Annotated in this window: 22 protein-coding genes; 15 read left to right on the top strand and 7 right to left on the bottom strand. The window is 65.1% G+C overall.

Annotated elements, in window-relative coordinates:
* Positions 1-225: 225 nt before the first annotated feature.
* Both NKJ67_RS31650 and NKJ67_RS31645 read left to right on the top strand, forming a co-directional pair.
* On the top strand, positions 226-846 hold the full coding sequence (locus tag NKJ67_RS31650; protein WP_127327753.1) for a TetR/AcrR family transcriptional regulator: 621 nt from the start codon (positions 226-228) through the stop codon (positions 844-846).
* Between the two features lie 52 nt (positions 847-898).
* Positions 899-1,897: a bestrophin family protein gene (locus NKJ67_RS31645; protein WP_352585238.1), complete on the top strand. Its 999-nt coding sequence runs from the start codon at positions 899-901 to the stop codon at positions 1,895-1,897.
* A gap of 63 nt (positions 1,898-1,960) precedes the next feature.
* On the opposite strand, the gene NKJ67_RS31640 is transcribed toward NKJ67_RS31645, so the two are convergent.
* The 3 genes from NKJ67_RS31640 to NKJ67_RS31630 all read right to left on the bottom strand — a co-directional run bounded on the left by NKJ67_RS31640 (position 1,961) and on the right by NKJ67_RS31630 (position 4,111).
* Positions 1,961-2,965 carry a zinc-dependent alcohol dehydrogenase family protein gene (locus NKJ67_RS31640; protein WP_352585236.1) on the bottom strand — a complete coding sequence of 335 codons (1,005 nt, stop codon included), beginning with the start codon at positions 2,963-2,965 and terminating at the stop codon, positions 1,961-1,963.
* 49 nt (positions 2,966-3,014) lie between these two features.
* Positions 3,015-3,275: a hypothetical protein gene (locus NKJ67_RS31635; protein ID WP_127267446.1), complete on the bottom strand. Its 261-nt coding sequence runs from the start codon at positions 3,273-3,275 to the stop codon at positions 3,015-3,017.
* 83 nt (positions 3,276-3,358) lie between these two features.
* The gene (locus NKJ67_RS31630; RefSeq protein WP_013530710.1) at positions 3,359-4,111 is read right to left on the bottom strand and encodes a DUF899 domain-containing protein; all 753 of its coding nucleotides are present in this window, start codon (positions 4,109-4,111) and stop codon (positions 3,359-3,361) included.
* A 306-nt stretch (positions 4,112-4,417) separates the two neighbouring features.
* On the opposite strand from NKJ67_RS31630, the gene NKJ67_RS31625 reads away from it, so the two are divergent.
* The 3 genes from NKJ67_RS31625 (at position 4,418) to NKJ67_RS31615 (ending at position 7,301) form a co-directional block, all read left to right on the top strand.
* Positions 4,418-5,638, top strand: coding sequence for a helix-turn-helix domain-containing protein (locus NKJ67_RS31625; RefSeq protein WP_127267444.1), 1,221 nt, complete (start codon positions 4,418-4,420; stop codon positions 5,636-5,638).
* 36 nt (positions 5,639-5,674) lie between these two features.
* The gene (locus NKJ67_RS31620; protein ID WP_127267443.1) at positions 5,675-6,307 is read left to right on the top strand and encodes a Vgb family protein; all 633 of its coding nucleotides are present in this window, start codon (positions 5,675-5,677) and stop codon (positions 6,305-6,307) included.
* Positions 6,308-6,452: 145 nt separating this feature from the next.
* Positions 6,453-7,301 (top strand): aldo/keto reductase, encoded by an 849-nt coding sequence (locus tag NKJ67_RS31615; RefSeq protein WP_352585233.1) that lies wholly within the window; start codon positions 6,453-6,455, stop codon positions 7,299-7,301.
* 73 nt (positions 7,302-7,374) lie between these two features.
* Here NKJ67_RS31615 and NKJ67_RS31610 read toward each other — a convergent pair whose 3' ends face one another.
* Positions 7,375-7,680 carry a hypothetical protein gene (locus NKJ67_RS31610; RefSeq protein ID WP_013530714.1) on the bottom strand — a complete coding sequence of 102 codons (306 nt, stop codon included), beginning with the start codon at positions 7,678-7,680 and terminating at the stop codon, positions 7,375-7,377.
* 208 nt (positions 7,681-7,888) lie between these two features.
* On the opposite strand from NKJ67_RS31610, the gene NKJ67_RS31605 reads away from it, so the two are divergent.
* Positions 7,889-9,391 carry an ATP-binding protein gene (locus tag NKJ67_RS31605; RefSeq protein WP_128307828.1) on the top strand — a complete coding sequence of 501 codons (1,503 nt, stop codon included), beginning with the start codon at positions 7,889-7,891 and terminating at the stop codon, positions 9,389-9,391.
* 134 nt (positions 9,392-9,525) lie between these two features.
* On the opposite strand, the gene NKJ67_RS31600 is transcribed toward NKJ67_RS31605, so the two are convergent.
* The gene (locus NKJ67_RS31600) at positions 9,526-10,308 is read right to left on the bottom strand and encodes an SDR family oxidoreductase (protein ID WP_352585230.1); all 783 of its coding nucleotides are present in this window, start codon (positions 10,306-10,308) and stop codon (positions 9,526-9,528) included.
* A 529-nt stretch (positions 10,309-10,837) separates the two neighbouring features.
* On the opposite strand from NKJ67_RS31600, the gene NKJ67_RS31595 reads away from it, so the two are divergent.
* The 8 genes from NKJ67_RS31595 to NKJ67_RS31560 all read left to right on the top strand — a co-directional run bounded on the left by NKJ67_RS31595 (position 10,838) and on the right by NKJ67_RS31560 (position 19,309).
* Entirely contained in the window at positions 10,838-11,722 is an 885-nt protein-coding gene (locus NKJ67_RS31595) for an AraC family transcriptional regulator (protein ID WP_127270012.1), read from the top strand.
* Between the two features lie 247 nt (positions 11,723-11,969).
* Positions 11,970-13,058: an ABC transporter substrate-binding protein gene (locus NKJ67_RS31590; RefSeq protein ID WP_127270010.1), complete on the top strand. Its 1,089-nt coding sequence runs from the start codon at positions 11,970-11,972 to the stop codon at positions 13,056-13,058.
* 93 nt (positions 13,059-13,151) lie between these two features.
* Complete coding sequence (locus tag NKJ67_RS31585) at positions 13,152-13,973, top strand: ATP-binding cassette domain-containing protein (RefSeq protein WP_127320219.1); 822 nt, start codon at positions 13,152-13,154, stop codon at positions 13,971-13,973.
* On the top strand, positions 13,970-15,229 hold the full coding sequence (locus NKJ67_RS31580) for a sugar ABC transporter permease (RefSeq protein WP_292336825.1): 1,260 nt from the start codon (positions 13,970-13,972) through the stop codon (positions 15,227-15,229). Before NKJ67_RS31585 ends, NKJ67_RS31580 begins: the two co-directional genes overlap by 4 nt.
* Positions 15,230-15,251: 22 nt before the next feature.
* A complete protein-coding gene (locus NKJ67_RS31575; RefSeq protein WP_352585227.1) occupies positions 15,252-15,980 on the top strand; it encodes an SDR family oxidoreductase in 729 nt (242 codons plus the stop codon).
* Between the two features lie 88 nt (positions 15,981-16,068).
* Positions 16,069-17,670 carry an FGGY-family carbohydrate kinase gene (locus tag NKJ67_RS31570; RefSeq protein WP_352585225.1) on the top strand — a complete coding sequence of 534 codons (1,602 nt, stop codon included), beginning with the start codon at positions 16,069-16,071 and terminating at the stop codon, positions 17,668-17,670.
* Between the two features lie 146 nt (positions 17,671-17,816).
* On the top strand, positions 17,817-18,839 hold the full coding sequence (locus tag NKJ67_RS31565; protein WP_352585223.1) for a cupin domain-containing protein: 1,023 nt from the start codon (positions 17,817-17,819) through the stop codon (positions 18,837-18,839).
* A gap of 128 nt (positions 18,840-18,967) precedes the next feature.
* Complete coding sequence (locus tag NKJ67_RS31560) at positions 18,968-19,309, top strand: excalibur calcium-binding domain-containing protein (RefSeq protein WP_127320209.1); 342 nt, start codon at positions 18,968-18,970, stop codon at positions 19,307-19,309.
* A gap of 13 nt (positions 19,310-19,322) precedes the next feature.
* Here NKJ67_RS31560 and dinB read toward each other — a convergent pair whose 3' ends face one another.
* Positions 19,323-20,570 (bottom strand): DNA polymerase IV, encoded by a 1,248-nt coding sequence (gene dinB, locus NKJ67_RS31555; protein ID WP_352585220.1) that lies wholly within the window; start codon positions 20,568-20,570, stop codon positions 19,323-19,325.
* Between the two features lie 244 nt (positions 20,571-20,814).
* Positions 20,815-21,231: a winged helix-turn-helix transcriptional regulator gene (locus NKJ67_RS31550; RefSeq protein WP_352585218.1), complete on the bottom strand. Its 417-nt coding sequence runs from the start codon at positions 21,229-21,231 to the stop codon at positions 20,815-20,817.
* A gap of 135 nt (positions 21,232-21,366) precedes the next feature.
* Between NKJ67_RS31550 and NKJ67_RS31545 the strand changes: the two genes are divergently transcribed.
* On the top strand, positions 21,367-21,966 hold the full coding sequence (locus tag NKJ67_RS31545; protein WP_352585216.1) for a dihydrofolate reductase family protein: 600 nt from the start codon (positions 21,367-21,369) through the stop codon (positions 21,964-21,966).
* Positions 21,967-21,972: the final 6 nt, after the last annotated feature.

Raw genomic sequence — 21,972 nt, 5'->3', positions numbered from 1 at the left:
CTGGCCTGCCGGCCATCTCCCCCTCAAGGGGGGAGATTACGCTCTCCAGCGTTTTCGACGCCCAGTGGGCAGGGGAGATGTCGGCTTGCGTGTTCGAAAGACGTGACATACCGGTTCCCCTGATTATATGATAAAGGTTCTCCACTAAAACGGAGGCGCCTCCGTTTAATACGTGGTGGCTGAACCGGCCGGGTTCAAGCCCCCTGACACGATGTGGAGAAAAAATTGGCCAGCGAGCCGTCCGCCATTGCAGAACAGAAGGCCGAGGCCGTAGACGCGAAGCCGCTGCGCGCCGATGCGCGGCGCAACCGCGACCGGCTGGTCGAGGTGGCGGTGTCGGTCTTTGCCGAGCGCGGCATCGATGGCTCGCTGGAGGAGATCGCGCGCCGCGCCGGCGTCGGCATCGGCACGCTCTACCGGCATTTCCCGACGCGCGAGCATCTGGTCGAGGTGGTCTATCGCCGTGAGGTGGAGGCGCTCTGCGCGGCCGCCGGCGAGCTTGCCCAGAAACATCCGTCCGATGTCGCGCTGGAACAGTGGATGCAGCGCTTCGTCGACTACATCGCCACCAAGCGCGGCCTGGCGACCAGCCTGCGCATCGTGCTCACCACCAATTCGACGCTGTTTTCCGACACGTTCGGCCGGGTGTCGCAAGCCTTGCGACAGCTGGTCGAAGCGGCGGTGGCCGACGGCACCATCCGCGGCGACGTCGACGCTTCCGATGTGCTGCACGCGCTGGGCGGCATCTATTCAGCGCCCGACACCCCCGAATGGCGCGACCGCTCGCGCCGGCTGGTCAAGCTGTTGATGGACGGGTTGCGGTTCGGGGCTGCAAAGGCACAATGAGGTGACGAGATTCCGCCCGTGCAAACCACACCTGTCGATTTGAGGGGACCCGATGTATGTAGGCCGTTCCTACAAAATAGTGGATTTCGCGCTCTGGTCGCGGCGCAGCGTCATCTACATGGTGGTGGTGAGCGGACTGGCCGTGGCGGCCTACCGTCTTCCAGGCATCGCCGGGTTTTCGGTGCCATGGTCGGTGGTGCTGGTGCTTGGCACCACCGTGTCACTCGTTGCCGGGTTCAAGAATTCGCAGGTGTTCACCCGCAGCAGCGACGCGCTGCAGGCTTTTACGCAAATTACGGCCAGCAGCCGGTTGTGGTCCAATTTCTGCAGGGATTTCCACGACGCGCCGACGGCCAGACAGCTCATCTATCGCCACATCGCCTGGATGACGGCATTGCGTTTTTCCCTGCGCCGGCCGATGCCATGGGAATCCATGGCGCGGGCCGCCAATATCGAATACCGGCGGCGCTACCGCATCCATGAGGATGCGAGCTCGATCGCCGACGAATTGCGTCCACTGCTCGCCGAACAGGCCGAGGACGTCCTGAAATCGCCCCAGCCGGCGATAGCCCTGCTCGAACTGCAATCTGTCCAGGTCAATGCGCTGTTCAAGGACACAAAGCTCCCTCCTCAGATCTATGGCGAACTGACCAAGCTGATCCGCGACTTCCATGACCAGCAGGCGCGCTGCGATCGCATCAAGAACAATCCCTATCCCCGGCAATACGCCATCGTCAGTTCGATGTTCGTGATGATCTTCTGCACGCTGTTGCCGTTCGGGGTCGTTCCCGTCTTTGCCGATATGGGCAAATTGGGTGGGGCGCTCGGGTCGATCGCGATCTGGCTGACGATCCCGTTCAGCACGCTGCTGGGCTGGGCTTACATGTCCCTCGACCAGGTCGGCGAAAGCAGCGCCAACCCGTTCGAGGGCAACGCCAACGACGTCCCGATCTCGCAGATTTGCCGCGACATCGAGATCGAGTTGCGCAGCGGGCTCGGCGAGGCCGATCTTCCCAAGCCCCTGATGCCGGTCAACGACATCGCGACCTAGGCAGGATCACGACGAAGGCGCGGACCCGACGGTCCTCTTCATCGTGCTGCTGGCGGAGGCCGCTCAAACGTCGAGGCAGACCTTGCCGAAATGCTTTTGGGTTTCGTAATGCGCGAAGGCGGTGGCGATGTCCTGCAGCGGAAAATGGCGGTCTATGACGGGCTTCAGCCTGATAGTCTCTATCGCCCGGATCATATCCTCCTGGTCGGCCCGGCTGCCGATGGAGATGCCGCTGATGCGGATCTGGTTGGAAAACAGGGCGGGGATAGACACTTCCGCCGCAAAACCGGTCAGGACGCCGACCAGGGCGATGTGACCGCCCGTGCGGCAGGCGGTAATCGACTGCGCCAGGGTGGCGGGTCCGCCGACCTCGATCACGTGATCGACACCGCGTCCGCCCGTCAGATCCCTGGCCTTGCGACCCCAGTCCGGGACGGACTTGTAGTTGATGACGGCGTCGGCTCCGAGGCGCTTGAGCCGCTCCAGCTTCTGCTCGTCGGATGAGGTGGCGATGACCCGGGCGCCGGCGGCTTTGGCGAATTGCAGCGCGAACAGCGATACGCTGCCCGAACCGAGGACCAGCACCGCGTCGCCCGGCTTCACCTTGCCGCACACAACCAGGCCGCGCCAGGCAGTAACGCCGGTGCAGGTGAGCGACGCCGCCTCGACATGCGTATAGCCTGCCGGTGCCTTGGTGAAAGCGTGCGCCGGCATGCAGACATACTCGCTGGCGAAGCCGTCGAAACTGTCTCCCGGAATATCGCGCCGGGTGCTGGGCGTCATGTCACCGCCCAGCCACCAGGGGTAGAAGACGCTGACGACGCTGTCTCCGGGCTTGAGTGCATCGACACCGTCGCCGAGGGCAATCACTTCGCCGGCGCCGTCGGAGAGGGGAACGCGGCCGTCGGCGTGAGGCATCTTGCCTTGCACGGCAAAGTCGTCGCGCATGTTCAACGCGCAGGCCCGGATCCTGACCAGAACCTCGCCCGGCCCTGGCTGGGGCGGATCTTCCTCGACCAGGTCGAGATTGCCCAAGCCGCCCGGCGCTCTCAGCCTGACCAGTCTCATTGTCTTCTCCGATGTGTGGGGTGTCTGGAATTGGAACTGCGCGCTGCGCCTAGCGGGCCTGCCGGCCTGAGATCACCCGCAGCCAGGGCGCCAGATGAAAGGCGCTCATCAGCAGATACATCGCGGCCATGCCCGTGAGGGGCGAGGCGTCGATGCCCATGCACTGCATGGCCGCATCGCCGCTGAAGATGCAGGTGAGCAGCGCCATCACGGCGAAAGTCGGTGCCGCGGCAAGGCAAAGCCAGTCGGCCAGCCCGAGGGTTGCGGCTTCCGGGATCGTGCTGCCGGCACCGGTATGGATATCGCTCATCGCCTTAATCCTTGATGATCATGCCAGCCACGACAGGTTCCTCTCTCCACGGAGTGGGGAGAGGAACCCAGACTGAACAACCGTTACTGCTCGCCCTTGTCGCGGAATGCAGCCTCGCCGGCAGCAGACACTTCTTCCCATTTCTTGTCGGCCCCGGCGTCGTAATTGTCGTGCCAGTTCCACCAGGAATAGAGCGGGGTCTGCGGATAGCCTTCGGGCGAATCCTCCCAAATTTCCTGGCGGCCGAGCGGCGTCGCGTCGAGATAGCTCCAGACGGTGCCCATCGCCTCGTCGCCGCGGCTGTTGATGAGATAGGTGCGGAAGATGCGGTCGCCGTCACGGATGAAGACGTTGTGGCCGTGCCATTCGTCGACGCCGAAGTCCTTGTCGAAACTGTCAGTGATTGTGTACCAGGGCATCTGCCAGCCCATCCGCTGCTTCAGCCGCGCAATGTCGGCTTGCGGGGCACGCGAAGCGTAGGCAAGCGTGGTGTTGCGGGCGTTGAGATGGGCGAGGTGGCCGACCTGGTCGGCGCCCAGCGAACAGCCGCGGCAGGCGTGATCGGGCCAGCCATGCACGCCGGGCTCGAAAAAGGCGCGGTAGACGATCAGCTGGCGGCGGCCTTCGAACAGATCGAGCAGGCTCGCTCTGCCGTTCGGCCCCTCGAACACATAGGCCTTGTCGACTTCCATCCACGGCATGCGCCGGCGCTCGGCGGCCAATGCGTCCTTGGCCCGCAGCGTTGCCTTTTCCTTCACCAGCATCTGTTCGCGGGCAGCTTCCCAGTCCTGCCTCGAAACGATCGGCGGGGTCTTCATTGCGATGTGCTTGGTCATTGGTCGTCTCCTTTGCCAGTCTGTTGTCGCTTGCTGTCAGCCAGAATAGGGCGGTGAAGCGCGAGGGTGGGAGTTACAAGTGTGACGGGATTTGCAGGAGCCGGCCCGTCGCAGCAGGGGTGGCGCACCCTCACGGTGCCTTCGGCCGCGTTACGGAGAGGAGTGTCGGTTGGCATTGTCGGTTCTCCCTTGGCATGCCGCACGTTGCCGAAAGAGTTGGCCGATGCGGCTTGCCGGTTGATGGTACGGATTTAAGTTAGGGCGGCGACGCACAAGGGTGGGAGTTACAAGTGTGACGGGATTTGAATGGATTCGCTGATCACCGCCGCGGCGCTGGCGCTGGCCGGAGGCGATCCGCTCGGCGCGCTGGATCGCGTCGCCCTGCGCGAGGACCCTCCGGCGCTGGCGCTGCGCGGCATTGCCATGGCGCAGCTCGGTGATCTCGATCGCGCCAAGGCGCTGCTGCGGCGGGCCGCGCGTGGCTTCGGCCCGAAAGAAGCGGTAGCGCGTGCCAGATGCGTTGTTGCCGAGGCCGAGATTGCGCTGGTCTCACGGGATCTCGGCTGGCCGGCCAAGGCTTTGGATGCGGCGCGGGCGACGCTGGAAAAGCATGGCGACCGGCTGAACGCAGCGCATGCCGGCCACCTCAAGGTGCGCCGCCTGCTATTGATCGGCCGTCTCGACGAGGCCGAAGACGTGCTGGGCGGGCTCGATCCGATGCCGCTTCCGCCGGCCTCGCGCGCCGCCCACGAGCTGGCCGTCGCCGGCATCGCGATGCGGCGCCTCAAGACGAAGCGGGCGCGCAGGGCGTTGGAGTGGGCACGCCACGCCGCCCGCCAGGCCGGCATTGCGGGGCTCATCGCTGAAGTCGATCGCGCATTCCTGGCGCTGGACACACCGGCGGCGCGGCTGATCGCGGCTGGCGAGCAGCGCTCGTTGCTGCTTGAGGACGTCGAGGCGTTGCAAGCGTCGCCGGCATTGCTGGTCGATAGCTTTCGCTATGTCGTGCGCCAACAGGAGAAAACGGTCTCGCTGGCAACGCGCCCGGTGCTGTTTGCGCTGGCCCGTACGCTCGCCGAAGCGTGGCCAGGCGATGTGTCGAGGGCGAGGCTGATCGCGCAAGCCTTCGGCGGCAGGCACGCCGATGAATCGCACCGGGCACGGCTGCGGGTCGAGATCGGCCGGCTGCGCACCGAATTGCGCGGCCTGGCCGACATCGGCGCGACCAGCCAGGGCTTCGCGCTGGCGCCGCGCCAGGCACGCGAGGTGCTGGTGCTGGCGCGGCCGATCGAGGAGCGGCACGCGGCGGTGCTGGCTTTCCTTGCCGATGGTGAATCCTGGGCGAGTTCGGCGTTGGCGCTGGCGCTTGGCACCGGCCAACGCAGTGTGCAACGGGCGCTGGAGCAGCTTGGCGAGGCCGGCAAGGTGCAGTTTTTCGGTCACGGCCGGGCGCGCCGCTGGATGACGCCGCCGGTGGCGGGATTCACGACCACCTTGTTACTCCCGGCGCCGCTGCCGAGTGGTTAGTAAGGGACATCAGACCATCTCAGTGAGGACAAGGACATGAAACAGTCAGCGGCCGAAATTCTGCGCGAATACGGACCCTTTCCAGATGTGGAGAGGGTGCATGGGGTGAGTTTTGACGGCAACAATGTCTGGTTCGCCTCGGGCGAGAAGCTGAACGCCTTCGACCCGGAAAACGGCCAAGCGCTGCGCTCGATCGACGTCGCGGCGCATGCCGGCACCGCCTGGGACGGCCAGCACTTCTTCCAGCTTGCCGACGACCTGATACAGAAGATCGACCCTGATACTGGCCAGGTGCTGGCGACCATTCCGGCGCCGGGCGGCGGCGGCGATTCCGGGCTGACCTGGGCCGAAGGGACGCTCTGGGTGGGGCAATATCGCGAACGCAAGATCCACCAGATCGACCCGGAGACAGGGGCGATCCTGCGCACCATCGAATCCAACCGCTTCGTCACCGGGGTGACATGGGTCGAGGGCGAGCTGTGGCACGCCACCTGGGAAGGCGACCAGAGCGACCTGCGCCGCGTCGACCCGCGATCAGGCAAGGTTCTCGAGAAGCTCGACATGCCGGCCGGCATGGGCGTGTCGGGGCTGGAATCCGATGGCGGCGACCGCCTCTATTGCGGCAGCACATCCGCCGGGGTGGTGAGGGCGGTGCGCCGGCCGCGGTGAGGATGCGGCCGACGCCGAAAGCCACACTTGCAGGGCACTTCACACGGCAATTTGTCCGCTGTCGGCTGGTCGTCGCATCCTGTCGGACCTAGATAGGCTGTGCACCGGGCAGACCGCCCGGACCCGCTTTGCAAAGGATCCCCCCATGCCTGAACAGCCCATCATGCCCGAACAGATTGCATTGAACGACGGCTCCGCCATTCCCCAGCTCGGCCTTGGCGTGTGGCAGGTCGACCAGGATATTACCGCCGAGGTGGTGGGTTGGGGCATCGAGGCCGGCTATCGTCTGATCGACACCGCCGAAGGCTACCAGAACGAGGAAGGGGTCGGAGAGGCGATCCGCAGCGCCGGCGTGTCGCGGGCTGAGCTGTTCATCACCTCGAAACTGCGCAACGGCGCACACCAGCGCGATGCGGCGCTACGCGCCTTCGATGACACCATGGCCAAGCTCGGCATTGAGCAGATCGACCTGTTCCTGATCCACTGGCCTGTGCCCAGCCAGGACAAATATGTCGAGGCCTGGAAGACGCTGGTCGAACTCCGGCAGGCCGGCCGCATCAAGTCGATCGGCGTTTCGAACTTCAACCAGGATCATCTGGAGCGGATCATCGCGGAAATCGGCGTGACGCCCGTCGTCAACCAGATCGAGTTGCATCCCCAGTTGCAGCAGCGCGGTGTCAGGGACTTTCACGCCAAGCACGACATCCGTATCGAAAGCTGGAGCCCGTTGGGCAGCGGCCGGCTGCTCGGCGATCCGACCATTTCAGGCATCGCCAAAAAACATGGCAAGTCCGTCGCCCAGGCGATCATCCGCTGGCATCTCCAAGAGGGGCTGATCGTCATTCCAAAGTCGATCCGCAGGGATCGCATCGCCGCCAATTTCGATGTCTTCGATTTTGAACTGGATGCCCAGGACCTGCAGACGATCCGCGGCATGGACTCGCCCGAAGGCCGCAACGGGCCCAACCCCGCCACAGCCGCGTTCCTGTTCTGAGGACTGCCGACCGCGAAGCTGCCAATCTCCCGCACGAGGGGGAGATTGGCCAATCTCCGGCCTCTCCGCGCGCTTAAATCCCGGACCCATCCAACTGCTGGGCGTCTTCGCCTTCCCAGGGCGCTGGCATGGACGCGCGGCTGAGGTTGGCGGTCGGCAACGGCATCCAGCACTTCAGTTCCGGGTCGGCGTATTCGATGACGCGCCCCGGCGAAGAGTCCGACGCGCGCCAGCCTTCCGAGGCGAACTGGTCGGCACGCGACCAATAGGCTAGGTCTACTTCCGCCGGTCCCTGTTCGGACGGACGCACCGTGACCAGGATGCGGCTGCCATCCTTCGGCGCCGTCGACATGTGGCGCCACCGTTCGGGCTCGTCCATCGCATTCCTCCTCGCACTCGTAGCGTTGGGTGGAGTGTCGCCTCGTGGTCCGAAGGGGTCAACCCAAAGTTTGCGCCAGGCATCGGCTGATGACCCCTCCAGGCGGTGCCTGCACAGTTGTGCGCAACACGCCGCAGGCGGTCATGCACGCTCGACGGGCTGTGACCCAGTTGATAAGCCCGTCTGCGAAAGGAGCGCCTGAGTCGAGATGACCGTTGCGATCGAGATGGGACAGACGACCGCGGGCGCCCCGGCGAAGCTGGATCTTGAGGAACTGCTCGCGACTCGCCTTTTGGTGCAGGGCAATTCAGGCTCCGGCAAGTCGCATCTGCTGCGGCGCCTGCTGGAGCAGAGCGCGCCCTGGGTGCAGCAGACCATCATCGATCCCGAGGGCGACTTCGTCTCGCTGGGCGACCGTTACGGCCATCTGGTGATCGATGCCGAGCAGCATACCGAGCGCGGCCTGCAGGCGGCCGGCGAGCGGGCGCGCATGCATCGCGTCTCCACCGTGCTCAATCTCGAAGGGCTCGACGCCGAGAACCAGATGCGGCGTGCCGCCGCCTTCCTCGGCGGGCTGTTCGAGGTCGCCCGTGACCACTGGTACCCGATGCTGGTGGTGGTGGACGAGGCGCAGCTGTTCGCGCCGGCGGTGGCCGGAGAGGTGTCGGACGAAGCGCGAAAGCTCTCGCTCGGCGCCATGACCAATTTGATGTGTCGTGGCCGCAAGCGCGGGCTGGCCGGCATCATTGCCACCCAGCGGCTGGCCAAGCTCGCCAAGAACGTCGCCGCCGAGGCGTCCAATTTTCTCATGGGCCGCACCTTCCTCGATATCGACATGGCGCGCGCCGCCGATCTTCTGGGCATGGAGCGACGCCAGGCGGAAGCGTTCCGCGATCTGGAACGCGGGCAGTTCATGGCGCTCGGCCCGGCCCTGTCGCGCCGTCCGCTGGGGCTGCGCATCGGCCCGACCGACACCAGCCCGCGCAACGGCACGCCGCGGCTCATGGCAATGCCGGAATCCGCGCTGGAAGACGCACGCGCGATCATCCTGGCGGCGCCGCCACCCGAGACGGTGCGCACGCCGCGCCGCCCGGCGTCGCCGGACTTGCTCGACCAGCTGATGGCGGCCAAATCGGCGGCACTGGAAATGCGCCCCGAACCGGCGGAGCCGCAAGTCAGCGCCGAGGATCTGGCCGAGCGTCGTGAACGCGTCGACCGTGTGCTGCGCGCCATCCTGGCGCAGCCCGATGCCGGTTTTCGCGTGATTGGCGTTCTCTATCAGGAGTTCGTAGTCCGCTGCCGCATCGAAGGCCTGGCCTCGGTCGTGCCTGACCTCCCGGAGTTCCGCCGCATGCTGACGCGCGCCCGTGCCGGCCTTGGTTCCGAGACGACGCAGGATGACGCATGGCGGGACGTTTCCGTCCGCGCGTCGCTGCTGCCCGACGACATGCAGGGCGTGTTCATGATGATCGCCCGCGCGGCGAAAGAGGGCTGGCCGTGCCCGAGCGACGCCGCGATCGCCCGTGCCTACGGCTCGCACTCGCTGCGCCGCGCCCGGCGCCTCTTGACTTATATCGAGGAGCAGGGGCTCATCGTCTGCCAACTCGACGGGACAGGCCGGCGCACCGTGACGCTGGTCGAATTGGCCTGGGCCACCGCACCGGGAGATCCGAATGCCGAGGAGGTGGAGCAGGGGAGCCTGGCGCTGTGAGGCGGCGCGGGTGCTTTGAGCGAATGGGGCGATAGGCTTTTTCAGTCACCGTCATCGCGACCAACTTCTGACGGCAACGGTGAAAGCGCCGACGCCGAAATGCGTCATGAAGGGCGCATGCGTTTCGATGGCGCTCACCGGTTCGCCCCGATCACCCACTGTTCCTGGTCGACGAGCGTGCCGGTTATCGGCCCGGCAGCATCCGAAAGCAGGAAGACGGCGAGGTTGGCGATGTCGCTCGTCGAGAACAGGCGGCCGAAGGGTTGCGAAGCGTTGGCGGCATCGAGCCAGCCCGGCCCGTTGCCCAACGTGTCGGCCTGCATGACACGTTCGGCCGGCGTGTCGGTCCAGCCGACATTGATGCCGTTGACGCGGATGCGATCGAAGCGATGGGCATTGGCGGCGTTTTTGGTCAGCGTGGCCAGCGCGCCCTTGCTGGCGGAATAGACGGCGAGTTCCGGCGAGCCGCAATGGGCGTTGATCGACAGGATGTTGACGATGGCGCCGCCCTGGCCACGCTTCTTCATGTCGGCGATGGCCGCCTGCATGAGGAAGAACGGTGCCCGCGCGTTAACCGCGAACAGCGAGGCCCAGCCGTCGAGATCGGCGTCGAGGAACGAGGCCCGGTCGGTCAGCCCTGCGGCGTTGACCAGCGCATCGATGCGGCCGAAGCGCTCGATGCAGGCTTGCGCCAAAAGGGCAGAGGCCGCCGGGTCGGCGAGGTCCGCGGCGACGAAGACTGTCGGCGTGCCGAGCCGCGAAAGCTCTTCCGCCACGGCATCGCCGCGGGTCTTCTCGCGCCCGGTGACGAGCAGGCCGCCGGCGCCGCAGCGCGCCAGCGTCTCGGCGATGGCGCGGCCGATGCCTTGCGTCGAGCCGGTGACCAGCGCCACCTTGCCGTTGAGCTGAAGCTCCATTCCTCTTCCCCGCATGAGTTCAGGCTAGCGCGGCCCGATCGTTTTACAAATATGGAAATTGGTAATCTTGTTCGAAAGTGCTGGCGGCGTCATGTGGGCCCATAGATCGGATCCGCCATGAAGATCGTGCTTGCCTGATCCGCCAATCAGCGGGGAATGTCACGAAGCGTAGCCAGACACTCAGCTCGTCAATGCGTTCACGGCAAGCGCCATCGCATCCGATCTTCGGTGGGTTCTTGCGATAGGCCAGGCGAACACGGAGACGCCGGAATTCCTTTCCGGGCGGGCGGCATCGTCGTCGGTCAATGAGCGAACGCGTCAGCAAGACTGACCTGTTCTGCCCGAATAGCGCTTCTGAGCGCCGCCTCCCGGTTAAAAAAGTATCATCCGTTGTCTCGAATCGTGGTGGCGCCTGTTGTCATGAGCCGGTACCTTGGCTCTTGAAATGCAGAGCCGAAACCAATTCGGCCGGTTTAGGGAATTGGGCCGAACGCGGCAGATATCCGTGCCGGCCCGGGAGGAAACGGACATGGAACCGGACCTGGAAGTTGTCCAGATACGACGCGGTGAGTCCTTCAAGGCGTGGTCGCACGGCTACCCCTTCCATACGGTGCGCTGGCACTTCCATCCCGAATATGAACTGCATCAGGTGATCTTCACCAACGGCCGCTATTTCGTCGGCGACTTCATCGGCGAGTTCGAGCCGGGCAATCTGGTGCTGACCGGGCCGAACCTGCCGCACAATTGGGTCAGCGATATCGCCAGGGACAGTTCGATCCCGCTGCGCGGCCGCATCATTCAGTTTTCCGAAAGTTTCATCGGCGATGCCATGCATGTGCTGCCGGAGTTGGCGGGGCTCACGGCTCTGCTCGAGGCGTCACGGCGCGGCGTGCTGTTTTCCAGCCGCACCAGCAAGGCGCTGGCGCCGCTGATGGAAGAGATGATGCAGGCGCAAGGTGTGCGCCGCATCGAGCTGTTCATGATGATCGCCGGCCTGCTCAGCCGCGCCCAGGAATTCCAGCTTTTGGCCAGCGCCAGCTACCGGCCCGATCCCTCCGGCTACATGACCGCCGGCATGAACAAGGCGCTCGCCTATATCAGGGAAAACCTGACGCAGCTGTTCGACGAGGCGGACCTCGCCGCCATCGCCGGCCAATCGACCGGCGCTTTCTCACGCTCGTTTCGCCGTCACACCGGCATGTCGCTGGTGCAGTATGTGAAGCGGCTGCGCATCAACCTTGCCTGCCAGATCCTGATGAGCGACGAGCAGGCCTCGATCACCGACATCTGCTACGAGGTCGGCTTCAACAATCTGTCCAATTTCAACCGGCAGTTCCTGGCGGAGAAGGGCATGCCGCCCTCGCGCTTCAGGCGCCTGCTGGCCGACAACATCAACGCGGGAAAAGCCGCTTAACGGAGGAGCCAGGGAGGAACCAAGGGAGGATTTTTTCTTTTGCATGACGACGTGAGCCGCGTGGAGCGGTTCGCGATGGAGAACGCTCGTCTCGAATTCCTCCGTCGGCGGAGGTTGTCGGCGCGGCTCGAAAGGCCGGCGCCGGGTCCCGGTTCCCAATGCAGTTTGGGCGAGGGCGGATGGGTGTCTTCAGACCAAAGCAGTCAACGACCTTCTTACAACCATATCCAGAAACGGAGAAGACCGAATGACCAAACTTTCATCTTCATTGAAGTCCGCTGGCAAGTCCGCCGGCGTGGCAGCCCTTGCGCTGTCGCTGCTGGCCGGCACCGCCGCTATCGCCAGGGCCGCCGAAGTCACCGACGCGACCGTCGCCTTCCTGATGCCCGACCAGGCCTCGACCCGCTACGAGCAGCATGATTATCCCGGCTTCGCGGCCGAGATGAAGAAGCTGTGCCCGGGCTGCAAGGTGCTCTACCAGAACGCCGATGCCGACGCCTCGCGCCAGCAGCAGCAGTTCAACTCGGTGATCTCGCAGGGCGCCAAGGCGATCGTGCTCGACCCGGTCGACTCGACCGCCGCCGCCTCGCTGGTCAAGCTGGCGCAGAGCCAGGGCATCAAGGTCATCGCCTACGACCGGCCGATCCCGACCGCGCCGGCCGATTTCTATGTGTCGTTCAACAATGAAGGCATCGGCAAGGCCATCGCCGACTCGCTGGTCGAGCACCTGAAGGCGCTGAAGGTCGATCCGGCCAGCGGCGGCGTGCTGCAGATCAACGGCTCGCCGACCGACGCGGCGGCCGGCCTGATCAAGAAGGGCATCCATGCCGGCCTCGACAACAGCGGCTACAAGATCCTGGCCGAATACGACACGCCGGAATGGGCGCCGCCGAAGGCGCAGCAATGGGCCGGCGGCCAGATCACCCGCTTCGGACCAAAAATCCTCGGCGTGGTTGCGGCCAATGACGGCACCGGCGGCGGCGCGATCGCGGCCTTCAAGGCGGCCGGCGTCGATCCGGTGCCGCCGGTGACCGGCAATGACGCGACGATCGCGGCCTTGCAGCTGATCATCGCCGGCGACCAGTACAACACCATCTCCAAGCCGAGCGAGATCGTGGCAGCGGCCGCCGCCAACATCGCCATCAAGCTGCTTTCGGGCGAGACGCCGAAGGCCGAGATGACGCTGTACGACACGCCCTCGCAGCTGTTCACGCCAGCCGTGGTGACGCAGGAAAACCTGAAGGCCGAGATCATCGACAAGAAGATCAACACCGCGGCCGAACTCTGCGTCGATCGTTACGCGGAAGGCTGCAAGAAGCTGGGCATCGGGAACTGACCGCGACCCTTGCCCGCTCCGCTGCCTGGCCACCGTGCGGTGGCCAGGCAGCGCTCATCCGACATTTGAACCGGTTTTGAAAGGCTTCCTGGCATGATCGATACCCCGGACGAACCGGTTCCGGCAGGCGAGCTGGTGCTCAGCCTGCGCGGCGTTTCGAAGAATTTCGGCGCCGTTTCGGCGCTCACCGACATCGATCTCGATGTCCATGCTGGCGAGGTGGTGGCGCTGGTCGGCGACAATGGCGCCGGCAAGTCGACCCTGGTCAAGATCCTGGCCGGCGTGCATCAGCCGAGTTCGGGCACCATCAATTATCGCGGCCAACAGGTGACGCTTGCAGATCCGAGTGCGGCGCTGACGCTCGGCATAGCCACCGTGTTCCAGGATCTGGCGCTGTGCGAGAACCTCGACATCGTCGCCAACATCTTTCTCGGCCGTGAGCTCAACCCGCTGCGGCTGGACGAGGTGGCGATGGAAGTGCGCGCCTGGACGCTGCTCAACGAGCTATCGGCGCGCATCCCAAGCGTGCGCGAAGTGGTCGCTTCGTTGTCGGGCGGCCAACGCCAGACGGTGGCGATCGCCCGCTCGCTGCTGCTCGAACCCAAGCTCATCCTGCTCGACGAGCCGACGGCGGCGCTCGGCGTGGCGCAGACGGCGGAAGTGCTCAACCTGATCGAGCGCGTGCGCGACCGCGGCCTCGGCGTCGTCATCATCAGCCACAATATGGAAGACGTGCGCGCCGTCGCCGACCGCATCGTCGTGCTGCGGCTTGGCCGCAACAATGGCATCTTCTCGCCCGACGCCTCGAACCAGGAACTGGTCAGCGCCATCACTGGCGCGTCGAACAATTCGGTATCGCGGCGCGCCGAGCGCAGACAGGCCAGGCAAGACCAAACCCAGGAGCCACGCCCATGAGCCGCGAAGCCGAACAGGCCGCCCCTGTGCCGCCGCAGCTCGACCGCGCCGATGTGCGCGTCAAGCATGAGGCGGGGATCGGCGGCGCCATCCGCAGGTTCTTCGACCGGGTCCGCTCGGGCGATCTCGGCTCGCTGCCGGTGATCGTCGGGCTGGTCATCATCTGGACGGTGTTTGCCAGCATCAACCCGATCTTCCTGTCATCAAGCAATCTGGTCAATCTGCTGTTCGATTGCTCCACCGTGGGCGTCATTGCGCTCGGCATCGTCTGCGTTTTGATGGTCGGCGAGATCGACCTGTCTGTCGGTTCGATCAGCGGCTTTGCCTCGGCTATGGTCGGCACACTTTGGGTCAACCAGGGCTGGCCGGTGGCGCTCGCCATTCTGGCCGCTGTCGCTGTCGGCGGCTTTATCGGCGCACTCTACGCGCTGCTGTTCAACCGGCTGGGCATGCCGAGCTTCGTCTCGACGCTGGCCGGTCTGCTGGCGGTGCTTGGCCTGCAGCTCTACATTCTCGGCTCGACCGGCTCGATCAATCTGCCCTACGGCTCGAACCTGGTGAATTTCGGCCAGCTGCTGATGATGCCGAAATTTGTTTCGTTCGCCCTGGCGGCCGTGCCCGGCATCGTCATGCTGGTCACCGGCCTGCGCACCGTTACGCGCCGCCGCGCCGCCAATCTGTCGGCGCCGTCGACCGGCGGCCTGGTTATACGGGCGGTGGTGATCACGGTCATTCTCGAACTCATCGTCTTCTATCTCAACCAGGCGCGCGGCATTCCGTGGATGTTCGGCCTGTTCGTCGGCCTGGTCATATCGATGCATTACGCGCTGACGCGGACCAAATGGGGCCGCTCGATGTCGGCGGTCGGCGGTAACCGCGAGGCGGCAAGGCGCGCCGGCATCAATGTGCGGCTGATCTATTCGAGCGCCTTCGTGCTGTGCTCGATGCTGGCCGCTTTCGGCGGCGTGCTGTCGGCGGCCCGCCTGGCCTCGGCCAGCCAGCAGGCCGGCACCGGCGACGTCAACCTCAACGCCATCGCGGCAGCCGTCATCGGCGGCACCAGCCTGTTCGGCGGTCGCGGCAGTGCGTATTCGGCGCTGCTCGGCATCATCGTCATCCAGTCGATCGCCAGCGGCCTGACGCTGCTCGATCTGTCCTCGTCGCTTCGGTACATGATCACCGGCGCCGTGCTTGCCATCGCGGTCATCGTCGACTCGCTGGCACGCCGCTCGCGTGTCTCCCATGGCCGGGCCTGAACCCATCAACAGGAAGCAAGACATGAGCCAAGAACTGTCCGGAAAAGTTGCCGCCGTCACCGGCGCGGCATCAGGCATCGGCCTCGAATGCGCCAGGCATATGCTGGCGGCTGGCGCCACCGTGGTGCTGGTCGACCGTGCCGAGGCGACGCTGAACAAACTGTGCGCCGAACTCGGTTCCAAGGCGATCCCGCTGGTCATCGACCTGATGCAGCCGGCCAGCGTCGCCAGCATGATGCCGCAGATCCTGGAGAAGGCCGGCCAGCTCGATATCTTCCATGCCAATGCCGGCGCCTATGTCGGCGGTGAGGTGGCGACCGGCGATCCCGACGCCTGGGACCGGATGCTCAACCTCAACATCAATGCCTGCTTCCGCTCGATCCAGGCGGTGCTGCCGCACATGATCGAGCGCAAGACCGGCGACATCATCGTCACCAGTTCGATCGCCGGTCTGGTTCCGGTGGTCTGGGAGCCGATCTACACGGCCTCCAAGCACGCCGTGCAGGCCTTCGTCCACACGGTGCGCCGGCAGGTCGCCAAGCACGGCCTGCGCGTCGGTGCGGTGGCGCCCGGCCCGGTGGTGACGGCACTGGTCGACGACTGGCCGAAGGCCAAGCTCGAGGAAGAACTCGCCGCCGGTGGCCTGATGCAGCCGCGCGAAGTGGCCGAAGCGGTGATGTTCATGCTGACCCGCCCGCGCAACGTGACGATCCGCGATCTGGTGATTTTGCCGCAGAGCAATGATCTCTAAGCGAATAGGGAATAGGGATTAGCGAATAGGGAAGAATCCAACGACCTACCTACTCGCTACTCGCTACTCGCCAAACCGAAGGTTTCACATGCCCCACTATCTCGGCATCGACGTCGGCACCGGCAGCGCGCGGGCCGGGGTGTTCGACCACACTGGAAACATGCTCGCCTCTGCCAAGCGCGATATCGAGGTCTGGCGCGAGGCCGGCGACATTGTCGAGCAGTCGAGCAACGACATCTGGCGGGCGGTGTGCGCGGCCACGCGGGAAGCGGTCGCTCAATCGGGCGTGGCGCCCGAGGCGATCGCCGGCATCGGGTTCGACGCCACTTGTTCGCTGGTGGTGCTGGGCGAGGGCGGCGTGCCGCTGCCGGTGAGCAGATCCGGCAATTCGGAACGCAACATCATCGTCTGGATGGATCACCGCGCGGTCGAGCAGACGCGCCGCATCAACCGCAGCGGAGAGGCGGTGCTGAATTATGTCGGCGGCGTCATCTCGCCGGAGATGGAAACGCCGAAACTCCTTTGGCTGGCCGAAAACCTGCCCGACACGTTCAACGCCGCCTGGCAGTTCATGGACCTCCCCGATTTCCTCACCTGGCGGGCGACCGGCAGCCTTGCCCGCTCGGTCTGCACGGTGACTTGCAAATGGACCTATCTGGCGCATGAAAGCCGCTGGGACGAGGCCTATTTCCGCACCATCGGACTAGGGAGCCTGGCCGACGAGGCATTCGCGCGCATCGGCACGCAGATCGTGCCGGCGGGTGCCGCACTTGGCAGCGGGCTGACCGCGCAGGCGGCTGCGGACCTTGGCCTCGTCCCCGGCATCGCGGTAGCGGCCGGCCTGATCGATGCGCATGCCGGTGGCGTCGGTACGGTCGGTGCGCGCGGCGAGTTCGGCAGCGTTCTGTCGCGCATGGCCTATGTTTTCGGCACCTCGGCCTGCACCATGTCGTCGACCGCGGTGCCGGCCTTCGTCGACGGCGTCTGGGGTCCGTATTTCTCGGCCATGGTGCCGGGCCTGTGGCTGAACGAGGGCGGCCAGTCGGCAGCCGGTGCTGCTATCGACCATCTGGTGCGCATGCATCCCGCGGCTGGCGAAGCGACCGCCAAGGCGCAAGCCGAGGGGCTCAGCCTCAGCGCCTGGCTGTCGTTGCAGGCGCAAAGCCGCAACGGGGCCGCAGCAACGCCGGCGCTGGTCGGCGGTATCCATGTGGTGCCGGAGTTTCTCGGCAACCGCGCACCTTTCGCCGACCCGGACGCGCGAGCGCTGATCGCCGGGCTCGATCTCGACACCAGCCTCGACAGCCTGGTCGGGCTCTATGTCGCCGGCGTCTGCGGGCTGGGCTATGGCGCGCGCCAGATCGTGCGGGCCGAGCATGACAAGGGCATTGCCGTCGACACCATCGTGGTCAGCGGCGGCGCCGGCCAAAGCCCGCTGGTGCGCCAGCTGCTTGCCGACACGACAGGCATGGTGGTGGTGGCGTCGACCTCGCCGGAACCGGTGCTGCTCGGCTCGGCGATGCTGGGCGCGGTCGCCGCCGGTGCCTACAAGGATCTGACGCGGGCGATGGCCGGCATGTCGGAACTCGGCGAGGTCTATCATCCCGACGCTACGCTGGGCGGCTGGCATGCAAAACGCTTCGCGGCGTTCGAGCTGCTGCAGCAGGCGGGCAAGGCGATCAGGGGCTGAAGCGAGCGATTCCTGTCTGGCTTTGTCAGGAGCGTCGCGAACACCGCTTGGCGGTTTAGCCGGAAGCTGGCAGCTTTGTCCTGTCGTGGATCCTCTAGCAGCATGGCAGTGCGACGAGGGCAGGGGGACAGGACCAGGGAGGCCCTATGGCAGACGATAAAGCGCCCGTGCCATTCGCATCGGACAGCGTGCCATGGACGGAATGGTCCGATGTGCCGCGCTTCGGTGTGCGCTACCGGCATCTTTCGCTTGCCGCCCTCGGCGAGAATTACCATGTCGGCGTGGCGATCGAGGAACTGCCGCCGGGCAAGCAGACGTCGCCGGCGCATTACCATATTTTCGAGGAAGAGCATGTCTTCATCCTCGAAGGGATGCTGACCGCTTATGTCGGCGACGCTGCCTATGCCATGACGACTGGCGACTACATCTGCTTTCCGGCTGGTGCCGCGGCGGGGCATTGCCTCATCAACACCGGCGGCGCGTCGTGCCGCTATGTCATCGTCGGCGAGCGCAACCCGAATGACGTGGTCGTCTACACGGCCTCCAACAAGGTCCTGGTGCGGGCGCTGGGCAGGCGCGCGATCTTCGACCTCTCGGCAACCCGAACTTACTGGGACGGCGAGAACACCGGCCTTGCCGCCGGCGATCCGCTGCCGTCGGATGTGATGCCCGGTATCACCAAACCCCCAGCCGCGCCGATCCCGCCTGTCGCCAGCGATGCCGTCGAATGGAAGGTCGAGGGCGAAGGCCCGCGGTTCGGCGGCCGGTCCAGGCATCTGACCTATGCGGCTTTGGGACGACCAGACTATCATGTCGGCATGCTGATCGAGGCGCCGGCCCCCGGCATGCGCCTGGCGCCCAGGCACTACCACATGCTCGAAGAGGAGCACGCGCTGATTCTGGAAGGGCAGGTGACGCTGCTGCTTGGCGAGGAGCGTCACGAGATGAAGGCCGGCGATTATGTCTGCTTTCCCGCCGGCCTGACGGTCGGGCATTCCTTCCTCAACAGCGGTACGGAACCGTGCCGCTATCTGATGATCGGCGAGAAAAATCCCAAGGAGGTCTGCGTCTATCCCGATTCCAACAAGATGGCGGTCGACGCCTTGCGCCGGCGCGACGGCATTTTCGACATGGGAGCGGTGAGGCGGTACTGGGACGGCGAGGCATAGAACTGGCGTTTCGCTATCCAATAGCCGCGCTCTGAACGCAGGAAACCGTTCGGAGATGACCGTTATTGCTACTGTACCTGGGTGACGCTAGTCTGGTTCGGGCACTCCAACCGGGGAGTTGGCGGGGAATGCTCCTGCCATTCTTGCGACGGCCTTCACCCTATCACCGTCGCCGCCTTGGCAGGCTGAGATGGGTGGCCTTGTTTGCGCCGTTCATTCTGTTGTCGGGCTATATCATCTATGGCTTCATCGGCATTCGGTTTGATACATCTCTCTCGGTGCTGAGGCACCTTGCGGCATTCCCGAACTGCACTGCCGCCCGTGCCGTTGGCCTCGCCTCTGCGCATAGGGGCGAACCTGGCTATTGGCCGACTCACGATGCCGACCATGACGGCATAGCCTGCGAGCCCTGGCACGGGACAAGCTCTAGTGGCGTCCGGGTCCATCGCTACTCGCGTACCGGCCCATAGCCTTGCCCTGGCCTCAAAGCTCCTTCTCCGCCAGCTCCCTGAATTCGTCGGGCACGGAGCGCGCCGCTTCCAGTGCCACCGTGCCGTAGCCGACCGCCTGTTTGCCGAAGCGTTCGCGGATCTTGTCGATGGCGCGGTCGGCGTCGAAGCGTGCCAGGCCTTTTCGGGTGCCGGGCCGGCGTTTCTCGTCGGCGAGGCCGAGCGGCAGTTCGAGCTGCAGCTCGAAGCTTTCCTCAAGATGCGACACCGAGATCGCCAGCAGCGAGATCGTTCTTTCGTGGGGGTTGTCGGCGAGGACGCCGCGCACCAGATCGCCGGCGATCTCGGCCAGCATCGCGGTCGCCGAGATCGGCTGGTCAAGCGTGATCGAGCGCGTGACGGCGCTGAGATCGGCAAAGCGCACGCGCACCGTCACCGTGCGGCCGGGCCGCGCCTTGGCGCGCAGCCGGCTGGCGACGCGGTCGGCCAGATGCAGCAGAGTGGGCACGATGATCCGCGCCACGGCGGGTTTTTGGCCCAGCGCCGATTGGGCGCCGGCCGAATGCGCGCGGCGATGCGTTTCGAGCTTTCGCGGATCGCGGTTCCATGACAAGGCAGCGAGCTTTTCGCCGGCGGCGGGACCGAGCAGCCGCGACTGCGCGCCGCTGTGCGTCCTGGCCAGCTGGCCGATGGTCTCGACGCCGATTTCCGCCAGCCGCGCCCTGGTCACCGGGCCGACGCCCCACATCAGCCCGACCGGCAGGTCGTGCAGGAAGGCGAGCTCGCTGCCGGGGTCGACCACCACTAGCCCGTCGGGTTTTGCCACCTGGGAGGCGATCTTGGCCAGATGCTTGGTGCGCGCCACGCCGATCGAGATCGGCAGGCCGAGTTCGGCCCGCACGCGGCGGCGGATGGTCGTTGCGATCTCCTGCGGCGAGCCGAACAAATGCGTGCAGCCGGCGACGTCGGCAAACGCCTCGTCGATGGAGATGCGCTCGACCACCGGGGTAAAATCGTCGAGCACCTTGATCGCCGCGTCGCCCAGCCGCTGGTAGTGGCTGAAATTGCCGCCGACGAAGATCAGCTGCGGGCACAGCTCACGCGCCTTGCGCCCCGGCATGCCGCCGCGCACGCCAAAGGCGCGGGCCTCATAGGAAGCGGCGAGCACGACGCCGCCGCCGACCGCGATCGGCTTGCCGCGCAGCGACGGATCGAGCAACTGCTCGACCGAGGCGTAGAAAGCGTCGAGATCGGCATGCAGGATGGTGGCTGTCGTTTCCATCGACCGCACATCCGCAGTTGCTGATAGATTGGAACAAATAAAGAACAAAGGTGGATCGTTGTCAAGCAAGCTGTGGAAAGCTCCCCCTTCTCCCCTTGTGGGAGAAGGTGTCGCCGAAGGCGACGGATGAGGGGTGTTCCAGGGAACGCCAGCGTCTCACTCCGCTGGAACACCCCTCATCCGTCTCGGCGCTGCGCGCCGATCCACCTTCTCCCACAGGGGGAGAAGGGAAACAGCGCAACGCCTAGACAATATGCTCCGATCGCAGCGCCGCTTTCATCTTTTCCAGCGCCGCTTCGCCGCCTGCCGCCAATTCGCCGGCAATCCTGGCCAGCTTATCGTCGGCCTTGCGGTGCTTGCTGCCCCAGGCGCCGAGCGTCGCCAGCACCGGCAAGAGGTCGATACCTGCCTCGGTCAGCCGGTAGACCGTTCTCAAGCCATGCGTCGGGTCGTCGCTTCTGGTGAGGATGCCTTCCTCCTGAAGCGTTTGCAGCCGCTCGGCCAGCGTGCGCGAGGAGATGCCTTCGTCGGATTGCAGGAATTCGCGAAAGTGCCTTTTGCCGGCGAAGGCCATGTCGCGGATGATGAGCAGCGTCCAGCGGTCGCCGATCAGTTCGAGCGACAGGTTGATCGGGCAGCCGGATTTTTCGCGCGTCGACATCTATGCTTCCATTTTTAAATCACTTTACTATTGACATCATTTTGACTACGCGTCAATGGTTCCAAATGTAAACCATTTATGATCGCGATGGCTCACCGGCGCACGCTTTGAGCCGGACGACCGAGGAGAACGACGATGAAAAAGCTGATCCTTCAGATGCAGATGTCGGTCGACTGCTTTGTCGGCGCCAATGAGGACCATCCCTGGCAGCTCTGGGAATGGGGCGACGACAGCGCCTGGGACGACGCGCTGAAGCAGGACTTCAACGCCGTTTTCGCAGGCGTCGATACCATCCTGCTCAGCCGCAAGATGGCACAGGAGGGCTATCTCACCCATTGGGGCAATGCGGCGAAGAAATTTCCGCGCGATCCGTTCTACGCCTTTGCGCAGCGCATCGTCGACGCACGCAAAGTGGTGCTCAGCGACAAGCTCGAGCAATCGGCCTGGGAGCCGGCTTGGGAGCGCACATGGGTCGCCAGCGGCGACCTGCCGCGTGAAGTTAATTTGCTGAAGGGGGGCGAGGGCGGCGACATGGCCGTCTTCGGCGGCGCCGGCTTCGCGTCGGCGCTGATCGCGGCCGGATTGGTCGACGAGTTCCAGCTGTTCATCAACCCAGCGGTGCTGGGTGCCGGACGCCGCATCTTCGACCAAGGCGGTTTCCAAAACCTGGCGCTGCTCGGCTCGAAGGCCTATGCCTGCGGTATGGTGGTCAACCGCTACGCGCCGTTGGGGTGAAGTGGC

Source organism: Mesorhizobium sp. M0088 (assembly GCF_040322895.1).
Lineage (GTDB): Bacteria > Pseudomonadota > Alphaproteobacteria > Rhizobiales > Rhizobiaceae > Mesorhizobium.
The sequence above is the reverse complement of the archived record's forward strand: the minus strand, read 5'-3'. Positions and strand labels throughout refer to the sequence as shown.